Raw genomic sequence first — 23,446 nt, 5'->3', positions numbered from 1 at the left:
TCCATCAGAACGCGATGCCGAGCGTCAGATACGGTTTGACGCTCTTGCTCTTGAATCCATACGCCACGTCGACGTTCACCGGGCCGACCGGGCTGCGCCAGCGCACGCCGACGCCCACGCCCGGCTGGAACACGCGCTCGCCCCACGTATCCGTCGCCGTGCCGATGTCGAAGAACGTCGCGCCGCCCCAGTCGTGCGTGAACCAGTGCTGATATTCGCTGCTGCCGGTCACCATGTACTTCGTCGGCAGAACCGAGCCCGCCACATTGTTGCCGATGCTCAGATAGCTATAGCCGCGCACCGAGTTCGCACCGCCCGCGCGGAACAGCAGCGATGCCGGCACGCCGCTCGACGGCCCGCTCGTGAACACGCCGCCGAACTCCGCGCGAAACAGCAGCAGATCGTTCTTGCCGAGCGGAAAGTACTGCACCGCGTTGGTGTAGAGGCGCGCGAAGGTCTGATCGGTCAGCGCGCCTTTCACGGCGAAGCCCGCCTCGGCGCGGATGATGTTGCCGCGGCGCGGGAACAGCGGATCGTCGACGTCACGCCGCACCCACGTCCACGCGGGCACGAGCGCGCGCGCCGTCGACGGATTCGGCTCGTTCTGCGTCAGGCGGTCGTCGTAGAACGTCAGCGAAAAAGTCGTGTCGATGTTCTGACGCGAACGTGAGCGCTGCACCCCGGCGCGCGCGCTATAGATCATCGTGCTCGATACATCGGTGATCGTGTACGAGCCGAACACGGCGTTCACCCAGCCGTGTGCATCCGGCGGCATCGCGAGCTGCACGCGGCCGTACTGCTGCGTCTGGTCGAGCCGCCCGGAGATGGTGAACGGATACGCCGCGCCGAACGTGTTCAGATAGCTGTAGCCGCCCTGGATGTGAAAGCCCGTGTCCGTCGCATAGCCCACGCCGTAGCGGATGCTGTGGTACGGATATTCGCTGACCTTCACATGCAGCGGCGTGTCGACCGGCTTGCTGACGTCGGCGTCCGCGTCGATCGCGACGCTCGCGTAATACGGCGTGTTCTGGATCTGCCGCTGCAGCTCGTTCACGCGCGCCGCATCGTAGATCTCGCCTTCCCGGATCGGATTCACGTGGTCGATGATCCACGCCGGATAGCGCTTCGGGCCGCTCACGTCGAGCTTGCCGAGCGTGAAGGTCGGGCCGCTGTCGAAAGTCACCGAAAGATCGGCGATATGCGCGCGCGGATTGATGCGCGCCTGCGAGCGCACGATTTTCGCGCCCAGATAGCGCCTGGATTGCAGCGCCCTGAGCGCCGCGGTCTTCGCGTCGCTCCAGCCGTTTTGCGTGAAGGGATCGCCTTCGTTGACGGAGAACGCGAAACGCGCCGCATTTTCCTGCGCGCGATCCTCGGTCGTCACCGCGCCGGTGAAATTCAGTTGCACGGAAGCGATGGTCGTGCGCGGGCCGGGGTCGACGCTCACCTTGACGGTGCGCTTGTCGTCGACGGTCGTCACGTCCGTGCGCACGACCGGCGAAAAATAGCCTTCGGTGGCGACGAGATCGCGGACGTCCTTCGGCACCGCGGTGACGAGGAACTGGAACTGGTCGTCGCTCACGTCGTCGCGCTTGGCGAAACGGGCGATGTCGAGATTCTCCTTGAGCAGCTTCTTCACGCTGCGCGGCGCATCGATGTCGATGTCGTACTTGGCGAAAGCCGGCGCGGCGAGGCCGAACGCGGCGAGCGCGACGAACACCATCGACAAGACGGACATGCGCCTCGGGCCATGCGGCTTCACGCGCGTTGCGCGCAGCAGATCAAACGAACGGCCCGCCAAACGTGACCTCCGGCATCGGGATGAGTGGGATTGAAAGGTAAAACTTGCTGCGCCGCGAATTTGACGCAGGCGCTATTTCACCACATTGCCGTGCGCCGACGCCGCAAAGCAGGCCGGCTCGCGCGAGACGTGCGCCGTTGGACGGCTTTGCACCGGCCGGGTTCCGCGAAACCGGCACGCTCGTACACCTTGCGGCGCGCGAAACACGCGCGCCGCAAGATACGTTGCCGCTGCACGCTTGCGGTAAAATTGCGACGCACAGGCGAAATCAGGGCAAGGCGGGTTGCCGCCCACGCCGACTTCGTCACACGAACACGTCTCGACCCAACGGAAGCCGCATCATGTATCAGTCGGATATCACCCAGTTCATCAATCAGTTGAAAGTGCAAAAGCCCTCGCTGGAAGAAGAACAGCGCTGCGGCCGCGCGCTTTTGTGGGACAAGCAGCCGATCGACCTCGACGAGCGCAGCAAGCAGCAGCAATCGCGCGTGAACCAGACGCCCTACGTCTACTACCAGAACTTCTGAACGTGAGCGCAGCCGGCCGCGAACCGCAAACGTCCGCGCATTCATCGCCTCATTCGCGCAATGAGGCGAAGCGCGACGACGCACGGGACGACCGGGCCGTGGCGCTCGCCGCGCCCGCGACCGATTCGACGCCCGACACCATCGACGGTGTCGCGTTCGCGCATCTGTACGGCGAGCCGCTGTGGAAGCTGCCCACGGACCTGTACATCCCGCCCGACGCGCTCGAAATCTTTCTCGAAGCGTTCGAAGGCCCGCTCGACCTGCTGCTCTATCTCATCCGCAAACAGAATTTCAACGTGCTCGACATCCCGATGGCGGATGTCACCGCGCAATATCTCGGCTATGTCGACCAGATTCGCGAATCGAATCTGGAGCTCGCATCGGAATATCTGCTGATGGCGGCCATGCTGATCGAGATCAAGTCGCGCATGCTGCTGCCGGTGAAGAAGGCGGACACCGGCGAAGACGCCGAAGATCCGCGCGCCGAGCTCGTGCGCCGCTTGCTCGAATACGAGCAGATGAAGCTCGCCGCGCAGAAGATCGACCAGTTGCCGCAACTCGGCCGCGACTTCCTGCGCGCGGATATCTACATCGAGCAGGCCGCCGAGCAGCGTTTCCCCGACGTCGACATGAACGACCTGCGCGCCGCCTGGGCCGACGTCATCAAACGTGCGAAGCTCGTCCAGCATCACAAGATCACGCGCGAGGAGCTCTCGGTGCGCGAGCACATGAGCGTCATCTTGCGGCGTCTGCAGAGCGCGCGCTTCATGGAGTTCACGGAGCTTTTCGACACCTCGCGCGGCGTGCCGGTGGTGGTGGTGAATTTCATCGCCATGCTGGAGTTGTCGCGCGAATCGCTGATCGAGATCACGCAGCCCGAGCCCTACGCGCCCATTTACGTGAGACTCGCGTACTCGCCCGCCTGAGAATTTCCTTTACCCTTGTTTCGCTGCGCCGCCTCCGGCCGCGCCGACAGGAGACACCCGCTCGATGAAAGTCATCAGCTCCATCCATGAACTGCGCGACCAGTTGCGCGGCCAGAACCGAACCGCCTTCGTTCCGACGATGGGCAATCTCCACGAAGGCCATCTCTCGCTAATGCGCCTCGCACGCCAGCACGGCGATCCGGTCGTGGCGAGCATCTTCGTGAACCGTCTGCAATTCGGCCCGAACGAGGACTTCGACAAATACCCGCGCACGCTGCAGGACGACATCGAAAAGCTGCAGAGAGAGAACGTCTATGTGCTCTTCGCGCCGACCGAGAAGGACATGTATCCGGAGCCGCAGGAGTATCGCGTGCATCCGCCGCACAATCTCGGCGACATTCTCGAAGGCGAATTCCGCCCCGGTTTTTTCACGGGCGTGTGCACGGTCGTGATGAAGCTGATGTCGTGCGTGCAGCCGCGCGTCGCGGTGTTCGGCAAGAAGGACTATCAACAGTTGATGATCGTGCGCGCCATGTGCAATCAGTTCGCGCTGCCCACGGAAATCATCGCGGCGGAAACCGTGCGCGATGATGACGGGCTCGCGCTGTCGTCGCGCAATCGCTTTTTGTCGGCGGAAGAGCGCGCCGAAGCGCCCAAGCTCGCCGAGCAGCTTCAGCGCGTGCGCGACGCGGTGTTGTCGGGCAATCGCGATATCGCCGCGCTCGAACGCGACGCGATGAATGCGCTTGCCGAGCGCGGCTGGAAGCCCGATTACATCAGCGTGCGCAAGCGCTCGAACCTGCTGCCGCCCAGCGAAGCGGACACGGATGCGGCGCTCGTGGTGGTCGCGGCGGCGAAGCTGGGCGCGACGCGTCTCATAGATAATCTGGAAATCTGAAGTAGAGAGGAAAGACCATGCAGCGCACCATGCTGAAATCGAAGATCCACCGCGCGACGGTCACGCACTGCGAGTTGCATTACGAAGGCTCGTGCGCGATCGACGAAAACCTGCTCGAAGCCGCGAACCTGATGGAGAACGAGCAGATCGACATCTGGAACGTGAACAACGGCGAGCGTCTGACCACCTACGCGATCAAGGGCGAGCGCGGCAGCGGCATGATTTCGCTGAACGGCTCGGCCGCGCGCCGCGCGCAACTGGGCGATCTCGTGATCATCGCGGCGTTCGCGCAGGTGGACGAGGAAGAGATCAAGGCGGGATGGAAGCCGAACCTCGTGTTCTGCGATGAAGAGAACCGCATCAAGGGCAGCCGCGATCACGTGCCGACGCAGACCTGGACGTAACCGCCTAGCCTCAGGCAAAAGCCGGCGATCCTCGACGGGCGCCGGCTTTTCTATTTCTTGCCGACCCACTCGATGATCGGCTCCCACTGCTCCAGATCCTTTTCGACGCGGCTTTTCGCCACGTCCCAGATCGTGAGGCCGTGCGCGGCGAGCTGCACATAGTTCTGCGTATCGCGCAAAAAGCCGAGCACCGGCAGATCCAGACCTTCGACGAAGCGATGCAGCTGGTCCGCCGAACGCGTCCGCGCGTCCACGCGCATGCCGACCACGCCGACCTGGATCGCGCCTTTGCGCACCGCCTTTTCCTTCGCGAGCTTGGCCAGGAAGTCCTGCGTCGCGAGGATGTCGAACATCGACGGCTGCAGCGGCACGATCACCTTGTCCGCGAGTTCCAACGCGAGCGCGAGGCGGTTGCCGTGGACGCCGGCGGGCGTATCGACGACGGCTTTCTCCAGACCTTTGGGCGGCTTGGCCGGAGAATCGACGTCGATGTTCCATTCCTCGATCTTCGGCAGCGTGTCGACGCGCAGCGACATCCACGCGTGCGACGAGCGCTGCTTGTCGAGATCGGCGAGCGCGACCCATTCGCCTTGCGCCGCGAAATACCCGGCCAGATTGGTTGCGAGCGTGCTTTTGCCGACGCCGCCCTTCGGATTTGCCACCACGATCACGGTCATGAAGTGTCCTGGATTTTGTTGGGCGCGCCGGCGTCGCCGCGCGCACGATTTCGTCTTTAGAAGAACAGGTGCATGATTCGAGCGTTGATATTATCGGCAAAACGGGGGCATCCGGCATACTGGCCGAACGGCCGTGCCGCATTTGCCGCCCTCCTCATCCATTCGCCCAGAAAATCCCCATGACTCAACTCCGTCCCGACGTCACGCTCGACTACCTGCGCAACCGCCAGAAAGGCCGCCTGCCCGACCTGCTCGGCGTGCAAGTGCTTTCGCTCGATCAGGGCCAACTGAGCGGCGAACTCACGATCCGTCCGGAATTGCTCGCACCGAACGGCTTTCTGCACGCGGCGACGGTCATCGGTCTCGCCGATACGTGCTGCGGCTACGCGTGCATCGCGCATCTGCCGGAAAAGGCGCAGAACTTCACGACGCTCGAACTGAAGAGCAATCACGTTTCGACGGCGCGCGAGGGAAAGATCGTCGCGAAGGCGACGGCCGTGCATCTCGGGCGAAGCACGCAAGTGTGGGACGCGACGGTCACGAGCGGCGAGGGGAAACTCATCGCCATGTTCCGGTGTACGCAGATGATTCTTTATTGAGTGAAGGCGGCCTGTAGCGCCTCCAAATCCAGCGCTTCCCCAAACGAATCCGCCAGCCGATCGAGCGACGCCTCGCGCAGCGCCGGATAATCCAGCGGCTCGGCGTCCTTCACCCCGGCCCACGCGAGCAGCGCGGCACACGCTTCGGGCGTATCGAACACGCCGTGCAGATAAGTCGCGGCAATCTGGCCGTCGTCGGACAGCGCGCCGTCGACACGTCCCGCATCCAGTTCGACGAAAGGCCGTGAAAGCGCCGCGCCGCGCGTCCGTCCCATGTGAATTTCGTAGCCGCGCACGAGCGCTCGCGTGCCGCCGATCATCAATTGCCCGCTCGCGTTCTCAAGCTGCTTGTGCGGCGTGAGTTCGGTGAAGAGTTCGAGCAGCGCTAAACCCTGCACACGCCCCGCCGCGCCTTCGACGCCATCCGGATCATCGATCTCGCGCCCGAGCATCTGCATGCCGCCGCAAATGCCGAGCACCTTGCCGCCATAGCGCAGATGCCGAACGATCGCACGATCCCAGCCGTTTTCGCGCAGCCACGCAAGGTCGCGCTGCACGCTTTTCGAGCCGGGCAGCACGATCAGATCGGCCGCAGGCGGCGCCATGCCCGCGCGGACATACGAGAAATCGACTTGCGGATGCGCCCGTAACGCATCGAAATCCGTGTGATTGCTGATGCGCGGCAGCGCCGGCACGATCACCTTCAGTGCGCTAGTCACGTCACACGCAGCGCGCGCGTGCGGCTGGCTGGGCAGCATGTCTTCCGCATCGAGCGTCAGCCCGTGCAGATACGGCAGCACGCCGAACACCGGCTTGCCGGTCTGCGCTTCCAGCCAGTCGAGCCCCGGCTGCAACAGCGAAATGTCCCCGCGAAACCGGTTGATGACGAAGCCGCGAACGCGCGCGCGCTCGCTCTCCGACAAACACGCGAGCGTGCCGACCAGATGCGCGAACACGCCGCCGCGATCAATATCGGCGACGAGCACGACCGGGCAATCGACGCGCTCCGCGAAGCCCATGTTGGCGATATCGCCGTCGCGCAGATTGATTTCGGCGGGACTGCCCGCGCCTTCGACGATCACCGCATCGAACTCGTGGCGCAATCGTTCATACGACGCGAGCACGGCATCGAACGCGATGCGCTTGTAATCGTGATACGCGCGCGCATCGAGATTCGCGTGCGCATGACCGTGGATGATGACCTGCGCGCCGCGATCGCTCGTCGGCTTGAGCAGCACCGGATTGAAGTCGACGCGCGCATCGACGCCCGCCGCGATCGCCTGCAGCGCCTGCGCGCGGCCGATCTCGCCGCCATCGACGGTCACTGCGCTGTTCAGCGCCATGTTCTGCGGCTTGAAGGGCGCAACGCGCACGCCGCCGCGCCGCGCGAGACGCGCCAGGCCCGCGACGAGCGTGCTCTTGCCGGCATCGGACGTCGTGCCCTGGATCATCAGCGTGCCGCGTGGCGTGAATGGCATCATCGGAATCCTCTTATGCGAGAACGCGCTATCTTAGCCCGCCGGTACAATGGCGCGATGAATCCACGCGATATCACCTTCGTGCTCGGCGGCGCGCGCTCGGGCAAGAGCGCTCACGCCGAACGGCTCGCCATCGAAAGCGGCGTGCCGGTGACGTATATCGCGACGGCGCGCATTCACGACGATGAATTCGCACAACGCGTGCGCCATCACGTCGAGCGCAGGCCCGCGCACTGGCCGCTCGTCGAAGCGCCGCTCGATCTCGCGGGCGCGCTGCGCGATGTGGATCGCGCGGGGCATTGCGTGCTGATCGATTGCCTGACGCTCTGGCTCGCCAACCTTCTCTTCGCGCAAGACGCGATGAGCGACGACATCGCCGTGTTGCCGCCATCCGCGCAGCAAGCGTTCGACGCATTCGATGCCGCTCTCGCCGACACGCAAGGCAAGGTCATCGTCGTGAGCAATGAAATCGGCCTGGGCGTGGTGCCGCTCGGCTCGGTCACGCGTCTTTACGTCGACGAGCTCGGGCGTCTCAATCAGCGCGTCGCCGCCGCGAGCACGCGCGCGGTCATGATGGTCGCCGGCCTTCCGCTCGCGCTCAAAGGCTGAACCGCGATGCTCCTCCTCTCCGCCTACGCGATGGCCCTGCTTGCGGTGCTCGGCGTGATCGTCGACCGCATCTTCGGCGAGCCGCGCGCGCGGCATCCGCTCGTCGGCTTCGGCAATCTGGCGACGAAGCTCGAAGCGCGCATGAACACCGGCTTTCGCGCGCGGCCCGCGGGCATTCTCGCGTGGTTCATCGCGGTCGCGCCGCCGGTCGGCGTCGCGTGGTTGCTCGTCGGCGCGCTGCCGTTCGGCTATGCGTGTCTCGTGCACGTGCTGCTGCTCTGGTTCGCGCTCGGTGCGAAGAGCCTGCGCCAGCACATCGCGCCGATCGCGCGGGCGTTGAGCTTCGGCGATATCGAAAACGCCCGCAAGCTGACCTCGCGCATCGTGTCGCGCGATACCTCGCAAGCCGATGAAAACGCCCTGTCGCGCGCCGCCGTCGAATCGGCGCTGGAGAACGGCAACGATGCGATCTTCGGCGCGCTCTTCTGGTTCGCCGTCGCGGGCGGTCCGGGCGCGCTGATGTTCCGCCTGGCCAATACGCTCGACGCGATGTGGGGCTATCGCACGCAGCGCTATCTGCGCTTCGGCTGGGCCGCCGCGCGCTTCGACGACGTGCTCAACTTCATCCCCGCGCGCCTCACGGCGGCGACCTACGCGCTCGCGGGCGACACACACATGGCCTGGCACTGCTGGCGCACGCAGGCGCGCTCGTGGGACAGTCCGAACGCAGGCCCGGTGATGGCCGCGGGCGCGGGCAGCCTGAACGTGCTGATCGGCGGCGCGGCGGTGTATGACGGCGTGCTAGAAACGCGGCCGACGCTCGGCGCGGGTCACAGCGCGAGCCCGAAGCATGTCGTCGCGGCGTTGCGGCTCGTCGAGCGCGCGACTTTGATGTGGCTCGCGTTGTATCTGGTTCTGGCCGCGCTGAGCGCGACGGCGGGCGGCTGACATGAGCGATACGATCAAACACGGTGGCAATCTGCGCGAAGCTGCGCGCCGCTACGCGATTCCTCTCGACGACTGGCTCGATCTGTCGACGGGCATCAATCCGCGCGGCTATCCGGTGCCGCCCGTGCCGCCCGATGCATGGCGCCGCCTGCCCGAAGACGACGATGGTCTCGCCGATGCCGCCGCGCGCCATTACGGTGCGCCTCACGCGTTGCCGGTGGCGGGTTCGCAGGCGGCGATCCGTGCGCTGCCCGCGCTTTTGCGTCGCGGCACAGCGGGCGTCGCGCCGCTGACTTACGGCGAATATGCGCCGGCGTTCATGCGCGCGGGCCACGCCATCGCGACGCTCGACGTCACTTCGCACGACCTGCCCGATACGCTCGATCACGTGATCGTCGCTAATCCGAACAACCCGACGGCGGAGCGCCTCACGCGCGACACGCTTCTGCGCTGGCATGCTCAGCTCGCGGCGCGCGGCGGCACGCTGATCGTCGATGAAGCGTTCGCCGATGTCGACCCGGCCGCGTCGCTTTCAAGCGAGACCGCGCGCGACGGGTTGATCGTGCTGCGCTCCGTCGGCAAGTTCTTCGGGCTCGCAGGCCTGCGCGCGGGTTTCGTGCTGGCGGCGCCGTCGATCATCGATCCTTTGCGCGATGCGCTTGGCGCGTGGACCGTCAGCGGTCCGGCGCGTCACGCGGTCGTTGCCGCTTTCGCCGATACCGAATGGCAGCGCGACACGCGCGAACGCCTGCAACGCGATGGCGCGCGCCTCGCCGGGCTGATCGCGCACCACGGCTTCAATGTGCGCGCGACGCCGCTGTTCGCGTGGATGCCGACGCACGACGCGTCCGGGCTTCAGCACGCGCTCGCGTTGCGGGGCATCTGGACGCGCCTCTTCGATCTGCCCGGCATGACGCCGAGCTTGCGTATCGGATTGCCCGGCGCGGAAGGCGACTGGGCGCGCCTGTCGCTCGCGTTGCAGGAGATTTGCGCGTGATGCTGCGCTGCGCGATGGGTTTGCTGATCGGCGTCTTCATGACGCAAGCGCATGCGATCACCGTCACCGATGACAGCGGCGCATCGGTCACGCTCGCGAAGCCCGCCGAGCGCGTCGTCAGTCTTGCGCCGCATGTCACCGAATTGCTGTTCGCGGCGGGCGGCGGCGCGCGCATCGTCGGCGCGGTGACGTACAGCGATTATCCGAAGGAAGCGCAGGCGATTCCCCGCGTCGGCGACAACAAGGCGCTCGATCTGGAGCGCATCGTCGCGTTGCATCCGGATCTGATCGTCGTGTGGCGGCATGGCAATGCAGCGCGTCAGATGGATCGGCTCGAAGCGCTCGGCGTGCCGATCTACTTCAGCGAGCCGAAGCATCTCGACGATATCGCCGCGAGCATCAACAAGCTCGGCGCGCTGCTCGGCACGCAGACGAGCGCGCGCACGAACGCCGATGCCTTCACGCGCGACATCGCCCGATTGCGCGCGCGCTATTCGCAGAAGCCGCCCGTGACCGTGTTCTATCAGGTCTGGGACGATCCGCTGATGACGCTCAATCGCGACAATGTCTTCGATGAAGTAATCGGGCTATGCGGCGGCGTCAACGTGTTCGCGGCGGAAAAGCCGCGCGTGCCCACGATATCGCCCGAAGCCGTGCTCGCGGCAAATCCCGAGGCGATCGTCACCGCGACGCCCGGCGCGACGAAGCCCGACCGCGCCCTGCCCGCGCTCGATCGCTGGAAGCGCTGGCCATCGCTCACGGCGGTGTCGCGCGGCAATCTGTTCGGCATCGACGGCGATCTGATCAACCGGCCGACGCCGCGCCTCGCCGCGGGTGCCGCTGAGTTATGCCGCGATCTCGATGCGGCGCGCGAGCGGCGTCCGAAATAGTCAGGCGTTCCAACGCATCAAGAGCCACGTTCCGCGCACGCGCCTGAACCAAGCGATCGCGCCGAAATCGAGCGGCCATTGCAACGCGTTATCGCGCGCGATGCCGAGAAGATGCGCTGCGAGCACGCGAACGACGCCCGCATGCGCGATCACATGCACGGCTTCATCGCGATCGGCGCATGTGTCTTCGAACCACTTCACAACGCGATCGGCGAACTGCGCGAGACTCTCGCCGCCGTGCGGACGCGCATGGTCGATATCCGTGGCCCATGCGTCGATCAGCGCGCGATCGATCGTGTCCCACGCGCGGCCTTCCCACGCGCCGAAGTGCATTTCGGAGAGGCGCGCATCGATATGTGCATTGGCCGAAAGTGCATGCGCGAGAGAAGCGCATCGCTGCAAGGGACTCGTGTGCCATCCATCGGCGCAAGCGGGCACGTTCAGCGCGTTCATGCGCGCCTTCAACGCATCGGCGGATTCATGTGCGTGGCGCTTCAAAGGCACATCGGTTTGCCCGTAGCAAACACCGGCTTCGATGGCGACCTCCGGATGCCGGATCAGAACGAGATCCATGCGAGCCCGATGAGATAGATGGCGATTTCGAACACCTGTTGCGCGAAGCCGAGGCAATCGCCCGTATAACCGCCGATGCGCCGCACGAAATAACGTCCGATGACGAAGCGCAATACGGCAAGCACGACGATCGTCGCGCAAGCGAGCCTCACGTCGATCATGACGAGCCAAGGCAAACCGAACACGAGCGCGAGCGCGAAAGACGCAAGACTCATGCGCTGCGCCACCGGTTTCGCCTTGCCTTCCGCGCGCACGTATTCGAGCGTGACGAGATAGCTGATGGCGAAGACGCGGCTCGCGGCGTGCGCGGCGATCATCGTCCACGCGACACGTTGCGGCGGCAGCGACGCGAGCGTCTGCCACTTCAACGCAAGCGCAACGACGAGCGCGATCGCGCCGAACGCACCGATGCGCGAGTCGTGCATGATCCGCAACGCATCGTCGCGGGTGTACGCGCCGCCGAAGGCATCGACGCAATCGGCGAGGCCGTCTTCGTGGAACGCGCCGGTGAGCGCGAGCGTCGCGGCCATCGAAAGCAGCACCGCGACGCCTGCGGGAAACACGCGCAACGCCGCGAGATAGACGAGCGCCGCGACGCCGCCGACCATCGCGCCGACGAGCGGAAAATAGCGCGCCGCCGCGTTCAGATACTCACGCTCGAAGCCGACCCAGCGCGGCACCGGCACACGCGTGAAATAGCCGAGCGCGGCGAAGAAGTAGCGCAGTTCGTCGAGCGGACGGTTCATCTCGTTGCGCTCATGCGGATTTGTTCGACACGCCCGCCGACTCGAAGCTCGCCATTTCATCGACGAACGCGACGGCCGCGCGCAGGATCGGCAACGCGAGCGCCGCGCCCGTGCCTTCGCCGAGCCGCAAGTCGAGTTGCAGGAGCGGCGCGGCATTGAAATGCGCGAGCATGCGCCGATGCCCCGCCTCGTCCGACGCATGCGCGAACACGCAATAGTCGAGCACGTGAGGCGCGATCTTCGATGCGACGACGAGCGCGGATGTGGCGATGAAGCCATCGACGAGGATCGTCATGCCTTCGCAGGCGGCGGCGAGATAGGCACCCGTCATCATCGCGATTTCGAAGCCGCCGAAGGTCGCGAGCGTGTCGATGGCGTCGCCTTCGTCGCGATGCAGCGCGAGAGCTTTCGAGAGCACATCGCGCTTATGCGCGAGACCTTTGTCATCGAGGCCGGTGCCGCGTCCGACGCATTCATCGACCGGCACATCGCACAGCCGGCTCATCAGGCACGCCGCCGCCGACGTATTCGCGATGCCCATCTCGCCGAAGCCGATCACGTTCGTGCCGAGCGACGCATGATGCCGCACGCGCGCCGCGCCCCGCGCGATGCCTTCGAGCGCGGTGTCGCGTGACATCGCGAGTTCGTGCGCGAAGTTGCGCGTGCCGAGCCCGAGCGACAACCGCTCATAACCATGATCGATGGGAATCGGCGTCGCGACGCCCGCATCGACCACTTCGAGCGTCATGCCGACCGAACGCGACAGCGCGTTGATCGCAGCGCCGCCCGCCAGAAAATTCGCGACCATCTGCGCGGTCACTTCCTGCGGATACGAGCTGACGCCCTCTTGCGCGATGCCGTGATCGCCGGCGAACACGATCATCGCCGGACGCTCGATGCGCGGCTTGGTCGTGCGCTGGATCAGGCCCATTTGCAGCGCGATGGATTCGAGCCGTCCCAGGCTGCCGGGCGGCTTCGTCTTCATGTCGATGACGCGGCGCAGTTCAGTTTCGATGGTGCGATCGAGCGCGCGGGGCATGGGAATGTCGTTGAGCATTGGAAGTCCTTCAGAGTCGATGAATGGAAGGCACGAGCGCTTCGTGCCCGCCGTCGCGGATCAGCGCGAGCGGATAGCCGAATGCGGCGCTCGCGCGCTCGGGCGTCAGCACATCGGCGACGAGGCCCGCATGTGCGCAGCCTTTGCCGTCGAGCAACAGCGCGTGAGTCGCGAAACTGCGCGCGAGGTTCAGATCGTGGCACGAGAAGACGATGGTGCGCTTTTGCGCGCTCGCCGCATCGCGCAATGCGTGCAGGCAGTCGATCTGATGATGCAGATCCAGATGCGCGAGCGGTTCGTCGAGCAGCACGAGCGGCGCGTTCTGGCACAACGTGGCGGCCAGTGCGACGCGTTGACGCTCACCGCCCGACAGCGTCAGCACATCGCGCAATGCGAACGACGCGAGGCCGAGCATGTCGAGCGCCGAACGCGCCGCGCTGCGGTCGTCTTCGTTCTCCCAGCCCCAGCCGGTGAGATACGGAAAGCGGTTGAGCAGCACGGTATCGAGCACGGTCGCGCTGAATGCGTCGTGCGTCGCCTGCGGCATCAACGCGCGTGCGCGTGCGAAATCCGCGGCGCGCCATGATGCGAGCGCGCGGCCATCGAGCGACACGCTGCCCGACGCTGGTTTCGCGAGTCCCGCGAGCACGTTGATGAGCGTCGTCTTGCCCGCGCCGTTCGGCCCGGCGATGCACCACATCTCGCCGCTTTCGATGCTTTGCGTGAGACCTTCGATGAGCGTGCGCGTGCCTGCGCGAAGCACGACGTGGTCGAGATGCAGCGTCATCGCGGTCTCCGCAGCAGCATCCACAGGAACATCGGCACGCCGATCAGCGCGGTCACGACGCCCACCGGCAATTGCGCGGGCGCGATGATCGTGCGCGCGGCGAGATCGGCGGCCATCACGGCGAGCCCGCCCGCGAGCGCGGCGGCGGGCACCAGCATGCGCTGATCGTTGCCGAACGCGAGGCGCAAGAGATGCGGCACGACGAGCCCGACGAAGCCGATGGTCCCCGCCGTCGTCACCGCGGCGGCCGCCGCGAGCGACGCGACGAGGTACACGCGCAAACGCAGGCGCGCGACCGGCACGCCGAGCGATTGCGCCGCGGCATCGCCACGCAGCAGCACGTTCAGTTGCGGCGCGACGGGCACGATCGCGACGAGCACGACCGCCAGCGCGATCAACGCGGGCCACGGCGGCGCCGCGCCGTTCAGATCGCCCGTCAGCCAGAAAATCATGCCGCGCAGCCGGTTCTCCGGCGCAACGCTCAGCATCAGCGTGATCAACGCGCCCCATCCCGATGCGATCACAACGCCCGTCAGCAAAAGCCGTGGCGATGCGTCCTGTCCGCTGCGCCACAAATCTCTGCGCGCGAGCCCGAGCACGAGAACGATCGATGCGAACGCACCCGCGCACGACGCGATATCGACGCCCCACCACGGCATCGACGCGAGCATCGCGGCCAGCGCGAACGCCGCCGCGCCGCCGGACACGCCGAGCACATACGGCTCCGCGAGGGGATTGCGCAACAGCACTTGCAGCAGCGCACCCGCCGTCGCGAGCAGCGCGCCCGATGCGAAGCCCGCGAGCGCGCGCGGCAAACGTAGCGTGAGCACGATGTCATCGGCGAGATCGAACGTTGCGGGCGTCGCGGCATGCAGGTGAAAGAGCGCGCCGAGCGCACGCGACACCGGCAACGCGACGCTGCCCATCACGAGCGACGCGACGAGCACGCACACGCACGCGATGCCGAGTGCGATCCAGATGGTCGTGGCGCGAGCGGCGTTCATCGCATGGACGCGCCGCACGGCATCACTCACGACGGATGCCAGCCCAACGTGACGTAGGCGCCGCGCCGTGGCGTGTTGTACGAGTACGCGAGTTCATAGTCCTTGTCGAAGAGATTGTCGATGCGCGCCGTGACGTACCACGACTTCGATATGTCGTAACGCGCCGACAGGTTCACGATGCCGTAACCCGAGAGCGTCGAATCGTAATCGCTGCGCTCTCCGCTCATGATCCATTCGCCGCCGACGCGCCAGCGACCGATCGTCCGATGCGCGGTGAGCGTCGCGAAACGCCGCGCGCGCCGCGTCAGATCTTCGTTGTTCGTTTCGTCGACGGGATTCTGGAACGTGACGCCCGCGCGCACGTCCGTCGCGCCGACATGTCCCGCCCACGATCCCTCGATGCCCTGCACCTTCGCGCGCCCGACATTCTGCGCGACATAGTAGAAGCCGCCATCGGAGACATAGTCGATCAGATTCGAATAGCGCGTCTGGAACAACGTGACGCGCGCGACGCCCAGCGCATTCGATGCGTACTGCAACGCGGCCTCGACCGAATGGCTGCGCTCCGGCTGAATCGACGGATTGCCGCTGATCGGATAGTAGAGGTCATCGAAGCTCGGCGCGCGAAACGACGCCGCGTAGCTCGCGCTCGCGCGCCAGTGCGCGTCGAAGTTGTACGCGTAGCCCAGATAGTAGCTGTTCGCGCCGCCGAAATCGGAATACTGGTCGTGCCGCAGATTCGCCTGCAATTCGCTCGGCCCGATGCGGCCCACGTAGCCCGCGAACACCGAGTTCACGTGCCGGTCGGGTGCGTCGAACTGATCGGAATCGAGCGTCTGATCGAGATGCTCGTAGCCGAAGAGCAGCTTGTGCGCATCGGTGATCCTGAAATCGTTCTGCCAGATGTATTGACGGTTCTCCGAGTCGAAGCGGCTCGTATAAACGCCGTTCTGCTCGATGTTCGAACGGTCTTGCCCTTGCGCGATCGTGAAGTGCGTCGTCCAGTCATCGGTGATCCTGCCGTTCGCGAACACGGACGCCGAGCGCACGCGATCGTGCGTGTCGTTGATGTCGGTCGGCAGGCCATAGGCATCGTCGAAACTGTTGACGCCGTTCGACTGCAGAAAGCGCACGCCCGCGTCCCACTTGTCGCTGAGCTTATGGCGCAGCGTCGCCGCGACGCTTTCGTTGAGATACCCGTTCGCGTTCGGATTCGCATTGGGCGCAATGTTCGGATCGATCGATGTGAAGCCGTCGGTCTTTTCGCGCGAGATGTTGACGCTGAAAGTCGTGCGGCCATCCTTGTCGAGCGCGCCGTTCACGCCCGCCGATTGCCGCTGCGTGTGATAGCTGCCGTACTCGGCCTCGAAGTTGAAGCGCGGAGGATGCGCCCCGCCTTCCTTCGTGAAGATCTGCACCACGCCGCCGATCGCGTTCGAGCCGTATAGCGCCGACACGTTGCCGTTCACGACTTCGACGCGTCCGATCTCGTCGAGCATCAGTTGCGACAACTGCGCCGCGCCGAGCGATGCCGATTCCACGCGCACGCCGTCGATCAGCACCAGCGATTGCGACGAGGCCGCGCCGCGTATATATAAACCCGAATTCGCGCCCGGCCCGCCGTTGCGCGTGATCTGCACGCCGGGCGCCAGCGCGACGAGGCCGAGCGCGTCGTCGGCGTTGGCGTCGGCGATGTCCTGTTCGTCGAAGACGGAAGTTTGCGCGATGGAGTCCGCCAGCGGCTGCGGCGCGCGTGTCGCTGTGACGACGACGGGCGCAAGCGTTTGCGATGCGTCATCCGCGGCATGTGCGGCAGGTACGGCATGTACGAAAAGGGGAAAACTTATGACGGCGGCGGCGAGCGCGCCATGACGATAGCGGCCGTCCCTGAGCGCGGCCAATGGCGAAACCATGCGTGAAGTGTCCGTATTCGCGTGAGCGCGGCCCCGCTCCCCGCGAGGACGATGCGCGACGAAACGCATAGGCGCGTTGGTGCGCGCATGCGTCGAACTCTGGCCGGTATCCGGGCTGGCGACGCATCGTCTCGCCTTCCCGCGCATCGTGCGCAGTGGCGTCGTCACGTTTCTTGCAGTGAGGCGGCGCGATGTCGAAAGCAATATCGGATGCGATATGGAATCGGCACGCTCGGGCTGCAAAAACGCGCATGAGACGACTTGCAACTTGCGTTGCGGTCGCTTACCGTTGCGGGGGCAGCACAGGTTGGCTCGTCCGCGGCTGAGGACTTCGCTTCCTGTTTCCCGTTTGACTGCATCCGCGAGATCCGCGGATGCGAGCACCAAAAGTGCCGCAAGTGTAGGAGCGCGAGTTGGGGCCGTCAAGAAAACGGCGCGGACGAAATGGCGCGGCGCACGACGAATCGAACAAGAACCGGACGAGCAGCCGACCCGACCTGTCCTCGCGAGCGGCGACCCGCGCTCGCGTTTTCTGCACACGAATGCACGGCGATCGATCGTTTAAACGCGAGATCGCGTGCTGTTACGTCTCGAAACGAGACATTTATCGGAAGCGCCGTTTAACCGCGCTAAAATGCGAGGTCTTTAGAGGACGCAGCACATGCTCAACGAACTCGAATCACTGTCAGGAAATATCGGCCGGCTGATCCAGATCAGCGAGCGCCACAAGCAGGCGCATCAGGCGCTGCAGGACCAGCTCGAACAGCTGCGCGCCGACTATGCGAACGTGCAGGCCGAACTGGCACAAGTGCGCGAAGAACGCGATACGCTGCAGTCCGAACGCGACTCGCTCTCCGCGAAAATCGACGACGCGCAAGTGCGCCTCAACGCCATTCTCGAAAAGCTGCCGCGCGCGAAGTCCGAGCAGCATGCCGAAGCCGACAATCAACTCGATCTCCTCGAAACCGATTCGCAGGAAGCACATGAAGCGGCATTGCACGGCGAGCATCATCAAGGAGAGAAGGCATGACGACCACGCAGATCGAAGTATCCATTCTCGGGCAGCCGTATCGCCTCGCGTGCTCGCCTGAAACGGAAGCCGCGCTGCGTGAAGCCGTCGCGCGCGTCGACGCCGAAATGAACAAGGTGCGTAATGCCAGCAGCGTGCGCGGCACGGATCGCATCGCGGTGATGGCGGCACTTTCGCTGGCGTCGGAATTGCTTAAGTTGCAGGACAGCGTGCGCCACGGCGAAGCCTTCCCCGCCGAGGAAATCCGCCGCACCATGCACTCGATGAACGAGCAACTGGGCGCCGTCATTGCGCAATATGAAGTGCAATAATCACGAGCAATAAGGCGTCCGTGCGTCGAGTCAATCAGCGCGCAATGTCAATCGAAAAAAGATACCGCGCGAACGCTGCCAAGAAGCTGCATCAGGCAAACGATTGGTGTAAAGTGACGGTTCCCTGCCTGGTTCGCCAAGGTCATATATTCCTTGAACCAATGCTATATTGGCACGGTTGCGGAACCTTGCAACATGGGCGCGCGCGTCGCTAGTCCGATGTACCCGAAGTGTTGCTTACCGCGACCAATCTTGAACCCAGGTTCAGGATGCCGGCCTAGCGGCCGTGGCGGGGACCCCATTCAAATGACGGCATCGGTTTTTCCGATGCCGTTTTCATTTGTATCGTCGATCCTGCACAGCGAACAATCATGCGCTACTGGCTGATGAAGTCCGAACCGGACGAAGCGAGCATCGATCATCTCGCGCACGCGCCGAAGAAAACCTTGCCGTGGACGGGCGTGCGCAACTATCAGGCGCGCAACTTCATGCGCGATCAGATGCAGGTCGGCGACGGCGTGCTCTTCTATCATTCGAGCTGTCCGGAGCCGGGCATCGCGGGCATCGCGACAGTGTGCTCGACGGCGTATCCCGATCCCACGCAGTTCGATCCGCAAAGCGATTACTTCGATCCCAAATCGACGCAGGAAACGCCGCGCTGGATGCTCGTCGACGTGAAGTTCGTGAAGAAGACGACGCTCATTCCGCTCGCGGCGCTGCGCGAGCATGAAGAGCTCGCCGACATGCAAGTGCTCGCGCGCGGTAACCGGCTGTCGATCACGCCAGTGACGGACGCGCAGTGGCGCTTTATTACCGAGCGACTCGTCTAACGCGGAACTTACGACACGAAGGCCACGCCTAAAACGCGTCGTACTTACGCGATATTCGGAGTCCTTCGATGATCAACAAGAAAACCGCTGCCGCGCTCGCCCTCCTCGCGTTGTCGGGCGCAGCGCTCAGCTTCTCTCAATCCGCCGGCGCGCAAACGGTGATCACCCAGCCGCAACCGTCGGGCGTGCTCTCGCTTTCGGCGCAATCGAGCGCGCAGGTGCCGCAGGATGTCGTCAACATCACGCTCTTCTACGAGCAGGAAGCGGCCGATCCCTCCTCGCTCACGAACACGCTCAATCAGCGCGCCGAGGCCGCATTGCGCGAAGCGAAGGGCGTCGACGGCGTGACCGCGAAGAGCGGCTCGTTCACCGTGTATCCGTCCACTGACCGCGACGGCAAGATTTCCGCGTGGCGCGGCCGCACGGAAGTCGTGCTCGAATCGCACGACTTCGCCGCGGCGTCCAAGCTCGCGGGCAAGATGAGCTCGTCGATGCAAGTTGGCAGCGTCGCGTTCTCGCTATCGCCCGAAGCGCAGCGCGCGGCCGAGCAGAAGCTCGTGTCGCAGGCCATCGATTCGTTCCGCAAGCAGGCGCAGACGGCCGCGCAAGCGTTCGGCTACAGCAATTTCACGATTCGGGAAGTGAACGTCGGACGCAGCGGAAATCAGCCGCGCCCGGTGATGATGATGCAGTCGCGCGCGATGAGCGCCGACGCGAAGATGGCTGCGCCCATCGCGATGGAAGCCGGCACGACGACCGTGACCGTCGACGTGTCGGGTTCGGTGCAGATGGGGCGTTGATTACGTCCTGACAGGCTCGGGCGGCAGACGCAGATTGCGCTTGTACGCCCAGATCATCATGATGACGCCCGCGATGATCATTGGCAGCGAAAGCCATTGGCCCATCGAGAGGCCGAGCGCGAGCAGGCCGAGATAATCGTCCGGCTCGCGCGCGAATTCCACCGTGAAGCGCGCCAGTCCATAACCGATCAGAAACAGCGCGGAAATCGCGCCCACAGGCCGCTGCTTGCGCGAAAACGTCCAGATCACGACGAACAGCACGAGCCCTTCCAGCGCGATCTCGTACAACTGCGACGGATGGCGCGGCAGCATGTGATAGCGCTGAAAAATCTCGGTGAGATGGTATTGCGCATCGAGCTGCGGATTCTTCGAAAGCCAGATCGCGTCGTCGTTCGTCGAGTTCTGGAAGAGCATTGCCCACGGCGCGCTCGGGTCCGTCACGCGGCCCCACAGCTCGCCGTTGATGAAGTTGCCGAGGCGCCCCGCCGCGAGACCGAGCGGCACCATCGGCGCGACGAAATCCGTCACTTGCAGCCACGTGCGCTTGCGCTGAAACGCGAACAGCGCCATCGCGAGCGTCACGCCGAGAAAGCCGCCGTGAAACGACATGCCGCCTTCCCAGACCTTGAAGATATCGAGCGGATGCGACGCGTAAAAGCTCGCCTTGTAGAACATCACGTAGCCCAGGCGTCCGCCGAGAATCGTGCCGAGCACGCCGTAGAACAGCATGTCGTCGATGTCCTTGACGGTCCAGCCCTGGGCCGAGACATACGGCAGCCGCAGACGCAGCCGCCCAATCACGATGGCCGACACGAACGCCACCAGATACATGAGGCCGTACCAGCGCACGGCGAGCGGACCGAGATGAATCGCGACGGGATCGAAATTGGGATGTATGAGCATTTCTGATGTGGGGAACTGAGCGACTTTCAAAGGCGAATCATACCGAACCGGCGCTTTCAGCCCGCAAACGGACGATTTCGATAAACCCGGCGAGCACCGGACTCACTTCCGCGGTGCGCCATACCAGGCCCGTTTCCACGATCGGACCGGGACGCTGCAACGGACGATACACGACGCCCGTGCGCCGCAGATGACGCAGCGACTGCGGCACGAGCGCGACGCCCATGCCGGCGGACACGAGGCTCACGATTGTCTGCATCTGGATCGCCTCCTGCCCGATGCGTGGCGCGAGACCGGCCGCGCCGTAGCAGCCCATGATGATGTCATGCAAACCCGGCGCGAGACGCCTTGGAAAGACCACGAGCGGAGCCGCGGCGAGATCGCGCAGATCGACGGGCATGTCCTCGCCCGAATCCAGCGCTTCCGCCTGTTTCGCGGACATCGCGATCATCAGCGGCTCGCGCGCGATCGGCACATACTCGAGCAAGCTGGCGTAGCGCGGCGGCAGCGGCGGAATCACGAGGCCGGCGTCGATGCGCCCGGCGACGAGTTCTTCGATCTGTACGTCGCTCGTCGCTTCGGTGAGTTGCAGACGCACGCCGGGATAGCGCGCGCCGAAATCGCGCAACAGCGCGGGCAAAAGGCCGTAATCGGCGATGGAAACGAACGCGAGCGACAGCACGCCCGCCTCGCCGCGCGCGAGCGATTGCGCGAGCGGGCGCAGCGCGTCGGCGCTGGCGAGCAGGCGCCGCACTTCCGGCAGCAGATCCTTGCCGACCGGCGTGAGCTCCACGGTCCGTTTCGTGCGCACGAAAAGCTGGACGCCGAGCGCGTCTTCCAGCGCGCGGATCGCCTGAGAGAGCGGCGGCTGCGTCATGGCGAGACGGGCGGCGGCGCGGCCGAAGTGCAACTCTTCGGCGACCGTTACGAAGTAGCGCAAAAGGCGTAGATCCATTTAATACTTTTTGCGACCTGATAAGCCTTGAATAATATATTGGACAGACGCATCGACGAAGCTGCATTCTCTTTCGGACCAGACCAAAAAGTCCCCTCAGGAGCACATCATGGCCTTCAATCGCCGCTCGAAGAACATCACCCAAGGCGTCGCGCGCTCGCCCAACCGTTCGATGTATTACGCCCTCGGCTATCAGGAAGCGGACTTCGACAAACCGATGATTGGCGTCGCCAACGGACATTCCACGATCACGCCGTGCAACGCGGGCTTGCAGCGCCTGGCCGACGCCGCCGTCGAGTCGATCAGGAAGTCCGACGCCAATCCGCAGATCTTCGGCACGCCGACGATTTCCGACGGCATGTCGATGGGCACGGAAGGCATGAAATACTCGCTCGTGTCGCGCGAAGTGATCGCGGATTGCATCGAGACCGCCGTGCAGGGCCAGTGGATGGACGGCGTCGTCGTGATCGGCGGCTGCGACAAGAACATGCCCGGCGGCATGATCGGCATGGCGCGCATGAACGTGCCGTCGATCTACGTGTATGGCGGCACCATCCGCCCCGGCAACTGGAAGGGCAAGGACCTGACGATCGTGTCGTCGTTCGAGGCGGTCGGCGAGTTCACGGCGGGCCGCATGTCGGAGGAAGATTTCAAGGGCGTCGAGAAGAACGCGTGCCCGTCGACCGGCTCCTGCGGCGGCATGTACACGGCGAACACAATGAGCTCGTCGTTCGAGGCGCTCGGCATGTCGCTGATGTATTCGTCGACGATGGCGAATCCGGATCAGGAAAAGGTCGATTCCGCCGCCGAATCCGCGCGCGTGCTTGTCGAAGCAGTGAAGCAGGATCTGAAGCCGCGCGACATCATCACGAAGAAATCGATCGAGAACGCGGTCGCCCTGATCATGGCGACGGGCGGCTCGACCAATGCGGTGCTGCACTATCTGGCGATCGCGCACGCGGCGGAAGTGGAATGGAGCATCGACGACTTCGAGCGCATGCGCAAGAAAGTGCCCGTCATTTGCGATCTGAAGCCGTCGGGTCAATACGTCGCGACGGATCTGCACAAGGCCGGCGGCATCCCGCAAGTGCTGAAGATTCTGCTCGACGCTGGTCTGCTGCACGGCGATTGCATGACGATCACCGGGCGCACCATCGCCGAAGAGCTGAAAGACGTGCCGGCCAAGCCGCGCGCCGATCAGAAGGTCATCTTCCCGATCGCGCAGGCGCTGTACAAGCAAGGGCATCTGGCGATTCTGCGCGGCAATCTCGCGGAAGACGGCGCGGTCGCGAAGATCACGGGCCTCAAGAATCCGGTCATCAGCGGCCCGGCGCGCGTGTTCGACGACGAACAAAGTGCGATGGACGCGATTCTTTCCGACAAGATCAAGGCCGGCGACATTCTCGTGCTGCGTTATCTCGGCCCGCAAGGCGGACCGGGCATGCCGGAGATGCTCGCGCCGACATCGGCGATCATCGGCAAGGGGCTGGGCGAATCGGTCGGGTTCATCACGGACGGGCGCTTCTCGGGCGGCACGTGGGGCATGGTGGTCGGCCACGTCGCGCCGGAAGCGTTCGCGGGCGGCACGATCGCGCTCGTGCAGGAAGGCGATTCGATCACCATCGACGCGCACAAGCTGCTGCTGCAATTGAATGTCGACGACGCCGAACTGGCGCGCCGACGCGCTGCGTGGAAGAAGCCCGCCCCGAAGTACACGCGCGGCGTGCTGGCGAAGTTCGCAGCGCTCGCGCTGCCGGCTAACAAGGGTGCGGTGACGGGGTGA

Annotated in this window: 25 protein-coding genes, 1 other RNA gene and 1 riboswitch; of the genes, 15 read left to right on the top strand and 11 right to left on the bottom strand. The window is 64.7% G+C overall.

All coding sequences use genetic code 11. The features are described from left to right. Window positions 1-4 precede the first annotated feature (4 nt). Window positions 5-1,738: an autotransporter assembly complex protein TamA gene (locus AWB75_RS21090; RefSeq protein ID WP_235012183.1), complete on the bottom strand. Its 1,734-nt coding sequence runs from the start codon at window positions 1,736-1,738 to the stop codon at window positions 5-7. Between the two features lie 401 nt (window positions 1,739-2,139). Between AWB75_RS21090 and AWB75_RS21085 the strand changes: the two genes are divergently transcribed. The 4 genes from AWB75_RS21085 (at window position 2,140) to panD (ending at window position 4,556) form a co-directional block, all read left to right on the top strand. Further along, window positions 2,140-2,328 (top strand): DUF3460 family protein, encoded by a 189-nt coding sequence (locus AWB75_RS21085; protein ID WP_200823014.1) that lies wholly within the window; start codon window positions 2,140-2,142, stop codon window positions 2,326-2,328. Between the two features lie 98 nt (window positions 2,329-2,426). Further along, window positions 2,427-3,254: a segregation and condensation protein A gene (locus AWB75_RS21080; protein WP_061126075.1), complete on the top strand. Its 828-nt coding sequence runs from the start codon at window positions 2,427-2,429 to the stop codon at window positions 3,252-3,254. Between the two features lie 64 nt (window positions 3,255-3,318). After that, complete coding sequence (gene panC / locus AWB75_RS21075) at window positions 3,319-4,152, top strand: pantoate--beta-alanine ligase (RefSeq protein WP_061126016.1); 834 nt, start codon at window positions 3,319-3,321, stop codon at window positions 4,150-4,152. 17 nt (window positions 4,153-4,169) lie between these two features. Continuing rightward, entirely contained in the window at window positions 4,170-4,556 is a 387-nt protein-coding gene (gene panD, locus AWB75_RS21070; RefSeq protein WP_061126015.1) for an aspartate 1-decarboxylase, read from the top strand. 50 nt (window positions 4,557-4,606) lie between these two features. On the opposite strand, the gene AWB75_RS21065 is transcribed toward panD, so the two are convergent. Next, window positions 4,607-5,233 carry a ParA family protein gene (locus AWB75_RS21065; RefSeq protein WP_061126014.1) on the bottom strand — a complete coding sequence of 209 codons (627 nt, stop codon included), beginning with the start codon at window positions 5,231-5,233 and terminating at the stop codon, window positions 4,607-4,609. Window positions 5,234-5,412: 179 nt separating this feature from the next. Between AWB75_RS21065 and AWB75_RS21060 the strand changes: the two genes are divergently transcribed. Further along, window positions 5,413-5,832 (top strand): PaaI family thioesterase, encoded by a 420-nt coding sequence (locus AWB75_RS21060; RefSeq protein ID WP_061126013.1) that lies wholly within the window; start codon window positions 5,413-5,415, stop codon window positions 5,830-5,832. Here AWB75_RS21060 and AWB75_RS21055 read toward each other — a convergent pair. After that, a complete protein-coding gene (locus AWB75_RS21055) occupies window positions 5,826-7,310 on the bottom strand; it encodes a cobyric acid synthase (RefSeq protein ID WP_061126074.1) in 1,485 nt (494 codons plus the stop codon). The genes AWB75_RS21060 and AWB75_RS21055 overlap by 7 nt on opposite strands. A 57-nt stretch (window positions 7,311-7,367) precedes the next feature. Here AWB75_RS21055 and cobU point away from each other — a divergent pair, with 57 nt between their 5' ends. The 4 genes from cobU to AWB75_RS21035 are packed head-to-tail and all read left to right on the top strand — an operon-like array spanning window position 7,368 to window position 10,754. Further along, a complete protein-coding gene (gene cobU, locus AWB75_RS21050) occupies window positions 7,368-7,919 on the top strand; it encodes a bifunctional adenosylcobinamide kinase/adenosylcobinamide-phosphate guanylyltransferase (protein ID WP_061126012.1) in 552 nt (183 codons plus the stop codon). 6 nt (window positions 7,920-7,925) lie between these two features. Next, window positions 7,926-8,867 carry an adenosylcobinamide-phosphate synthase CbiB gene (cbiB, locus tag AWB75_RS21045; RefSeq protein WP_061126011.1) on the top strand — a complete coding sequence of 314 codons (942 nt, stop codon included), beginning with the start codon at window positions 7,926-7,928 and terminating at the stop codon, window positions 8,865-8,867. Between the two features lies 1 nt (window position 8,868). Beyond that, window positions 8,869-9,864: a threonine-phosphate decarboxylase CobD gene (gene cobD, locus AWB75_RS21040; protein ID WP_061126010.1), complete on the top strand. Its 996-nt coding sequence runs from the start codon at window positions 8,869-8,871 to the stop codon at window positions 9,862-9,864. Then, the gene (locus tag AWB75_RS21035; RefSeq protein ID WP_061126009.1) at window positions 9,864-10,754 is read left to right on the top strand and encodes a cobalamin-binding protein; all 891 of its coding nucleotides are present in this window, start codon (window positions 9,864-9,866) and stop codon (window positions 10,752-10,754) included. The genes cobD and AWB75_RS21035 overlap by 1 nt, the downstream gene beginning before the upstream one ends. Here the strand turns inward: AWB75_RS21035 and cobC are convergent, their stop codons facing one another. Genes cobC through AWB75_RS21005 form a run of 6 tightly spaced genes read right to left on the bottom strand, consistent with a single transcriptional unit; the run spans window position 10,755 to window position 16,834 of the window. Beyond that, the gene (cobC, locus tag AWB75_RS21030) at window positions 10,755-11,327 is read right to left on the bottom strand and encodes an alpha-ribazole phosphatase (RefSeq protein ID WP_061126008.1); all 573 of its coding nucleotides are present in this window, start codon (window positions 11,325-11,327) and stop codon (window positions 10,755-10,757) included. It lies immediately after the preceding gene. Next, complete coding sequence (locus AWB75_RS21025) at window positions 11,312-12,073, bottom strand: adenosylcobinamide-GDP ribazoletransferase (protein WP_061126007.1); 762 nt, start codon at window positions 12,071-12,073, stop codon at window positions 11,312-11,314. The genes cobC and AWB75_RS21025 overlap by 16 nt, the downstream gene beginning before the upstream one ends. 10 nt (window positions 12,074-12,083) lie before the next feature. After that, window positions 12,084-13,130, bottom strand: coding sequence for a nicotinate-nucleotide--dimethylbenzimidazole phosphoribosyltransferase (gene cobT, locus AWB75_RS21020; protein ID WP_061126006.1), 1,047 nt, complete (start codon window positions 13,128-13,130; stop codon window positions 12,084-12,086). Window positions 13,131-13,140: 10 nt separating this feature from the next. Then, a complete protein-coding gene (locus AWB75_RS21015; RefSeq protein ID WP_061126005.1) occupies window positions 13,141-13,917 on the bottom strand; it encodes an ABC transporter ATP-binding protein in 777 nt (258 codons plus the stop codon). Continuing rightward, entirely contained in the window at window positions 13,914-14,921 is a 1,008-nt protein-coding gene (locus AWB75_RS21010; protein WP_061126004.1) for a FecCD family ABC transporter permease, read from the bottom strand. Before AWB75_RS21010 ends, AWB75_RS21015 begins: the two co-directional genes overlap by 4 nt. A gap of 26 nt (window positions 14,922-14,947) precedes the next feature. Next, window positions 14,948-16,834, bottom strand: coding sequence for a TonB-dependent receptor domain-containing protein (locus AWB75_RS21005; protein ID WP_087086720.1), 1,887 nt, complete (start codon window positions 16,832-16,834; stop codon window positions 14,948-14,950). 84 nt (window positions 16,835-16,918) lie between these two features. Then, window positions 16,919-17,238: riboswitch (cobalamin riboswitch) on the bottom strand. 257 nt (window positions 17,239-17,495) lie between these two features. On the opposite strand from AWB75_RS21005, the gene AWB75_RS21000 reads away from it, so the two are divergent. From AWB75_RS21000 to AWB75_RS20980, 5 genes are all read left to right on the top strand, one after another. Further along, window positions 17,496-17,864 (top strand): hypothetical protein, encoded by a 369-nt coding sequence (locus tag AWB75_RS21000; RefSeq protein WP_061126003.1) that lies wholly within the window; start codon window positions 17,496-17,498, stop codon window positions 17,862-17,864. Continuing rightward, the gene (locus AWB75_RS20995) at window positions 17,861-18,175 is read left to right on the top strand and encodes a cell division protein ZapA (protein ID WP_061126002.1); all 315 of its coding nucleotides are present in this window, start codon (window positions 17,861-17,863) and stop codon (window positions 18,173-18,175) included. Before AWB75_RS21000 ends, AWB75_RS20995 begins: the two co-directional genes overlap by 4 nt. A gap of 118 nt (window positions 18,176-18,293) precedes the next feature. Next, a non-coding RNA gene (gene ssrS / locus AWB75_RS20990) (6S RNA) lies at window positions 18,294-18,475 on the top strand. Window positions 18,476-18,546: 71 nt separating this feature from the next. Continuing rightward, window positions 18,547-19,005 carry an EVE domain-containing protein gene (locus tag AWB75_RS20985; protein ID WP_061126001.1) on the top strand — a complete coding sequence of 153 codons (459 nt, stop codon included), beginning with the start codon at window positions 18,547-18,549 and terminating at the stop codon, window positions 19,003-19,005. A gap of 68 nt (window positions 19,006-19,073) precedes the next feature. Beyond that, window positions 19,074-19,805, top strand: coding sequence for an SIMPL domain-containing protein (locus AWB75_RS20980; RefSeq protein WP_407642158.1), 732 nt, complete (start codon window positions 19,074-19,076; stop codon window positions 19,803-19,805). Here the strand turns inward: AWB75_RS20980 and lgt are convergent, their stop codons facing one another. Together lgt and AWB75_RS20970 are read right to left on the bottom strand one after the other, a co-directional pair. Continuing rightward, window positions 19,806-20,708, bottom strand: a complete 903-nt coding sequence (lgt, locus tag AWB75_RS20975; RefSeq protein ID WP_061126000.1) for a prolipoprotein diacylglyceryl transferase — start codon at window positions 20,706-20,708, stop codon at window positions 19,806-19,808. A gap of 37 nt (window positions 20,709-20,745) precedes the next feature. Beyond that, window positions 20,746-21,663: a LysR family transcriptional regulator gene (locus AWB75_RS20970; RefSeq protein ID WP_061125999.1), complete on the bottom strand. Its 918-nt coding sequence runs from the start codon at window positions 21,661-21,663 to the stop codon at window positions 20,746-20,748. A 109-nt stretch (window positions 21,664-21,772) separates the two neighbouring features. On the opposite strand from AWB75_RS20970, the gene ilvD reads away from it, so the two are divergent. Next, window positions 21,773-23,446: a dihydroxy-acid dehydratase gene (gene ilvD / locus AWB75_RS20965; protein ID WP_061125998.1), complete on the top strand. Its 1,674-nt coding sequence runs from the start codon at window positions 21,773-21,775 to the stop codon at window positions 23,444-23,446.

Origin of the sequence: Caballeronia catudaia (genome assembly GCF_001544755.2) — a bacterium.
GTDB classification, from domain to species: Bacteria; Pseudomonadota; Gammaproteobacteria; order Burkholderiales; family Burkholderiaceae; genus Caballeronia; species Caballeronia catudaia.
Note: the sequence above shows the minus strand (reverse complement) of the source record. Positions and strands in the feature narration are given on the sequence as shown.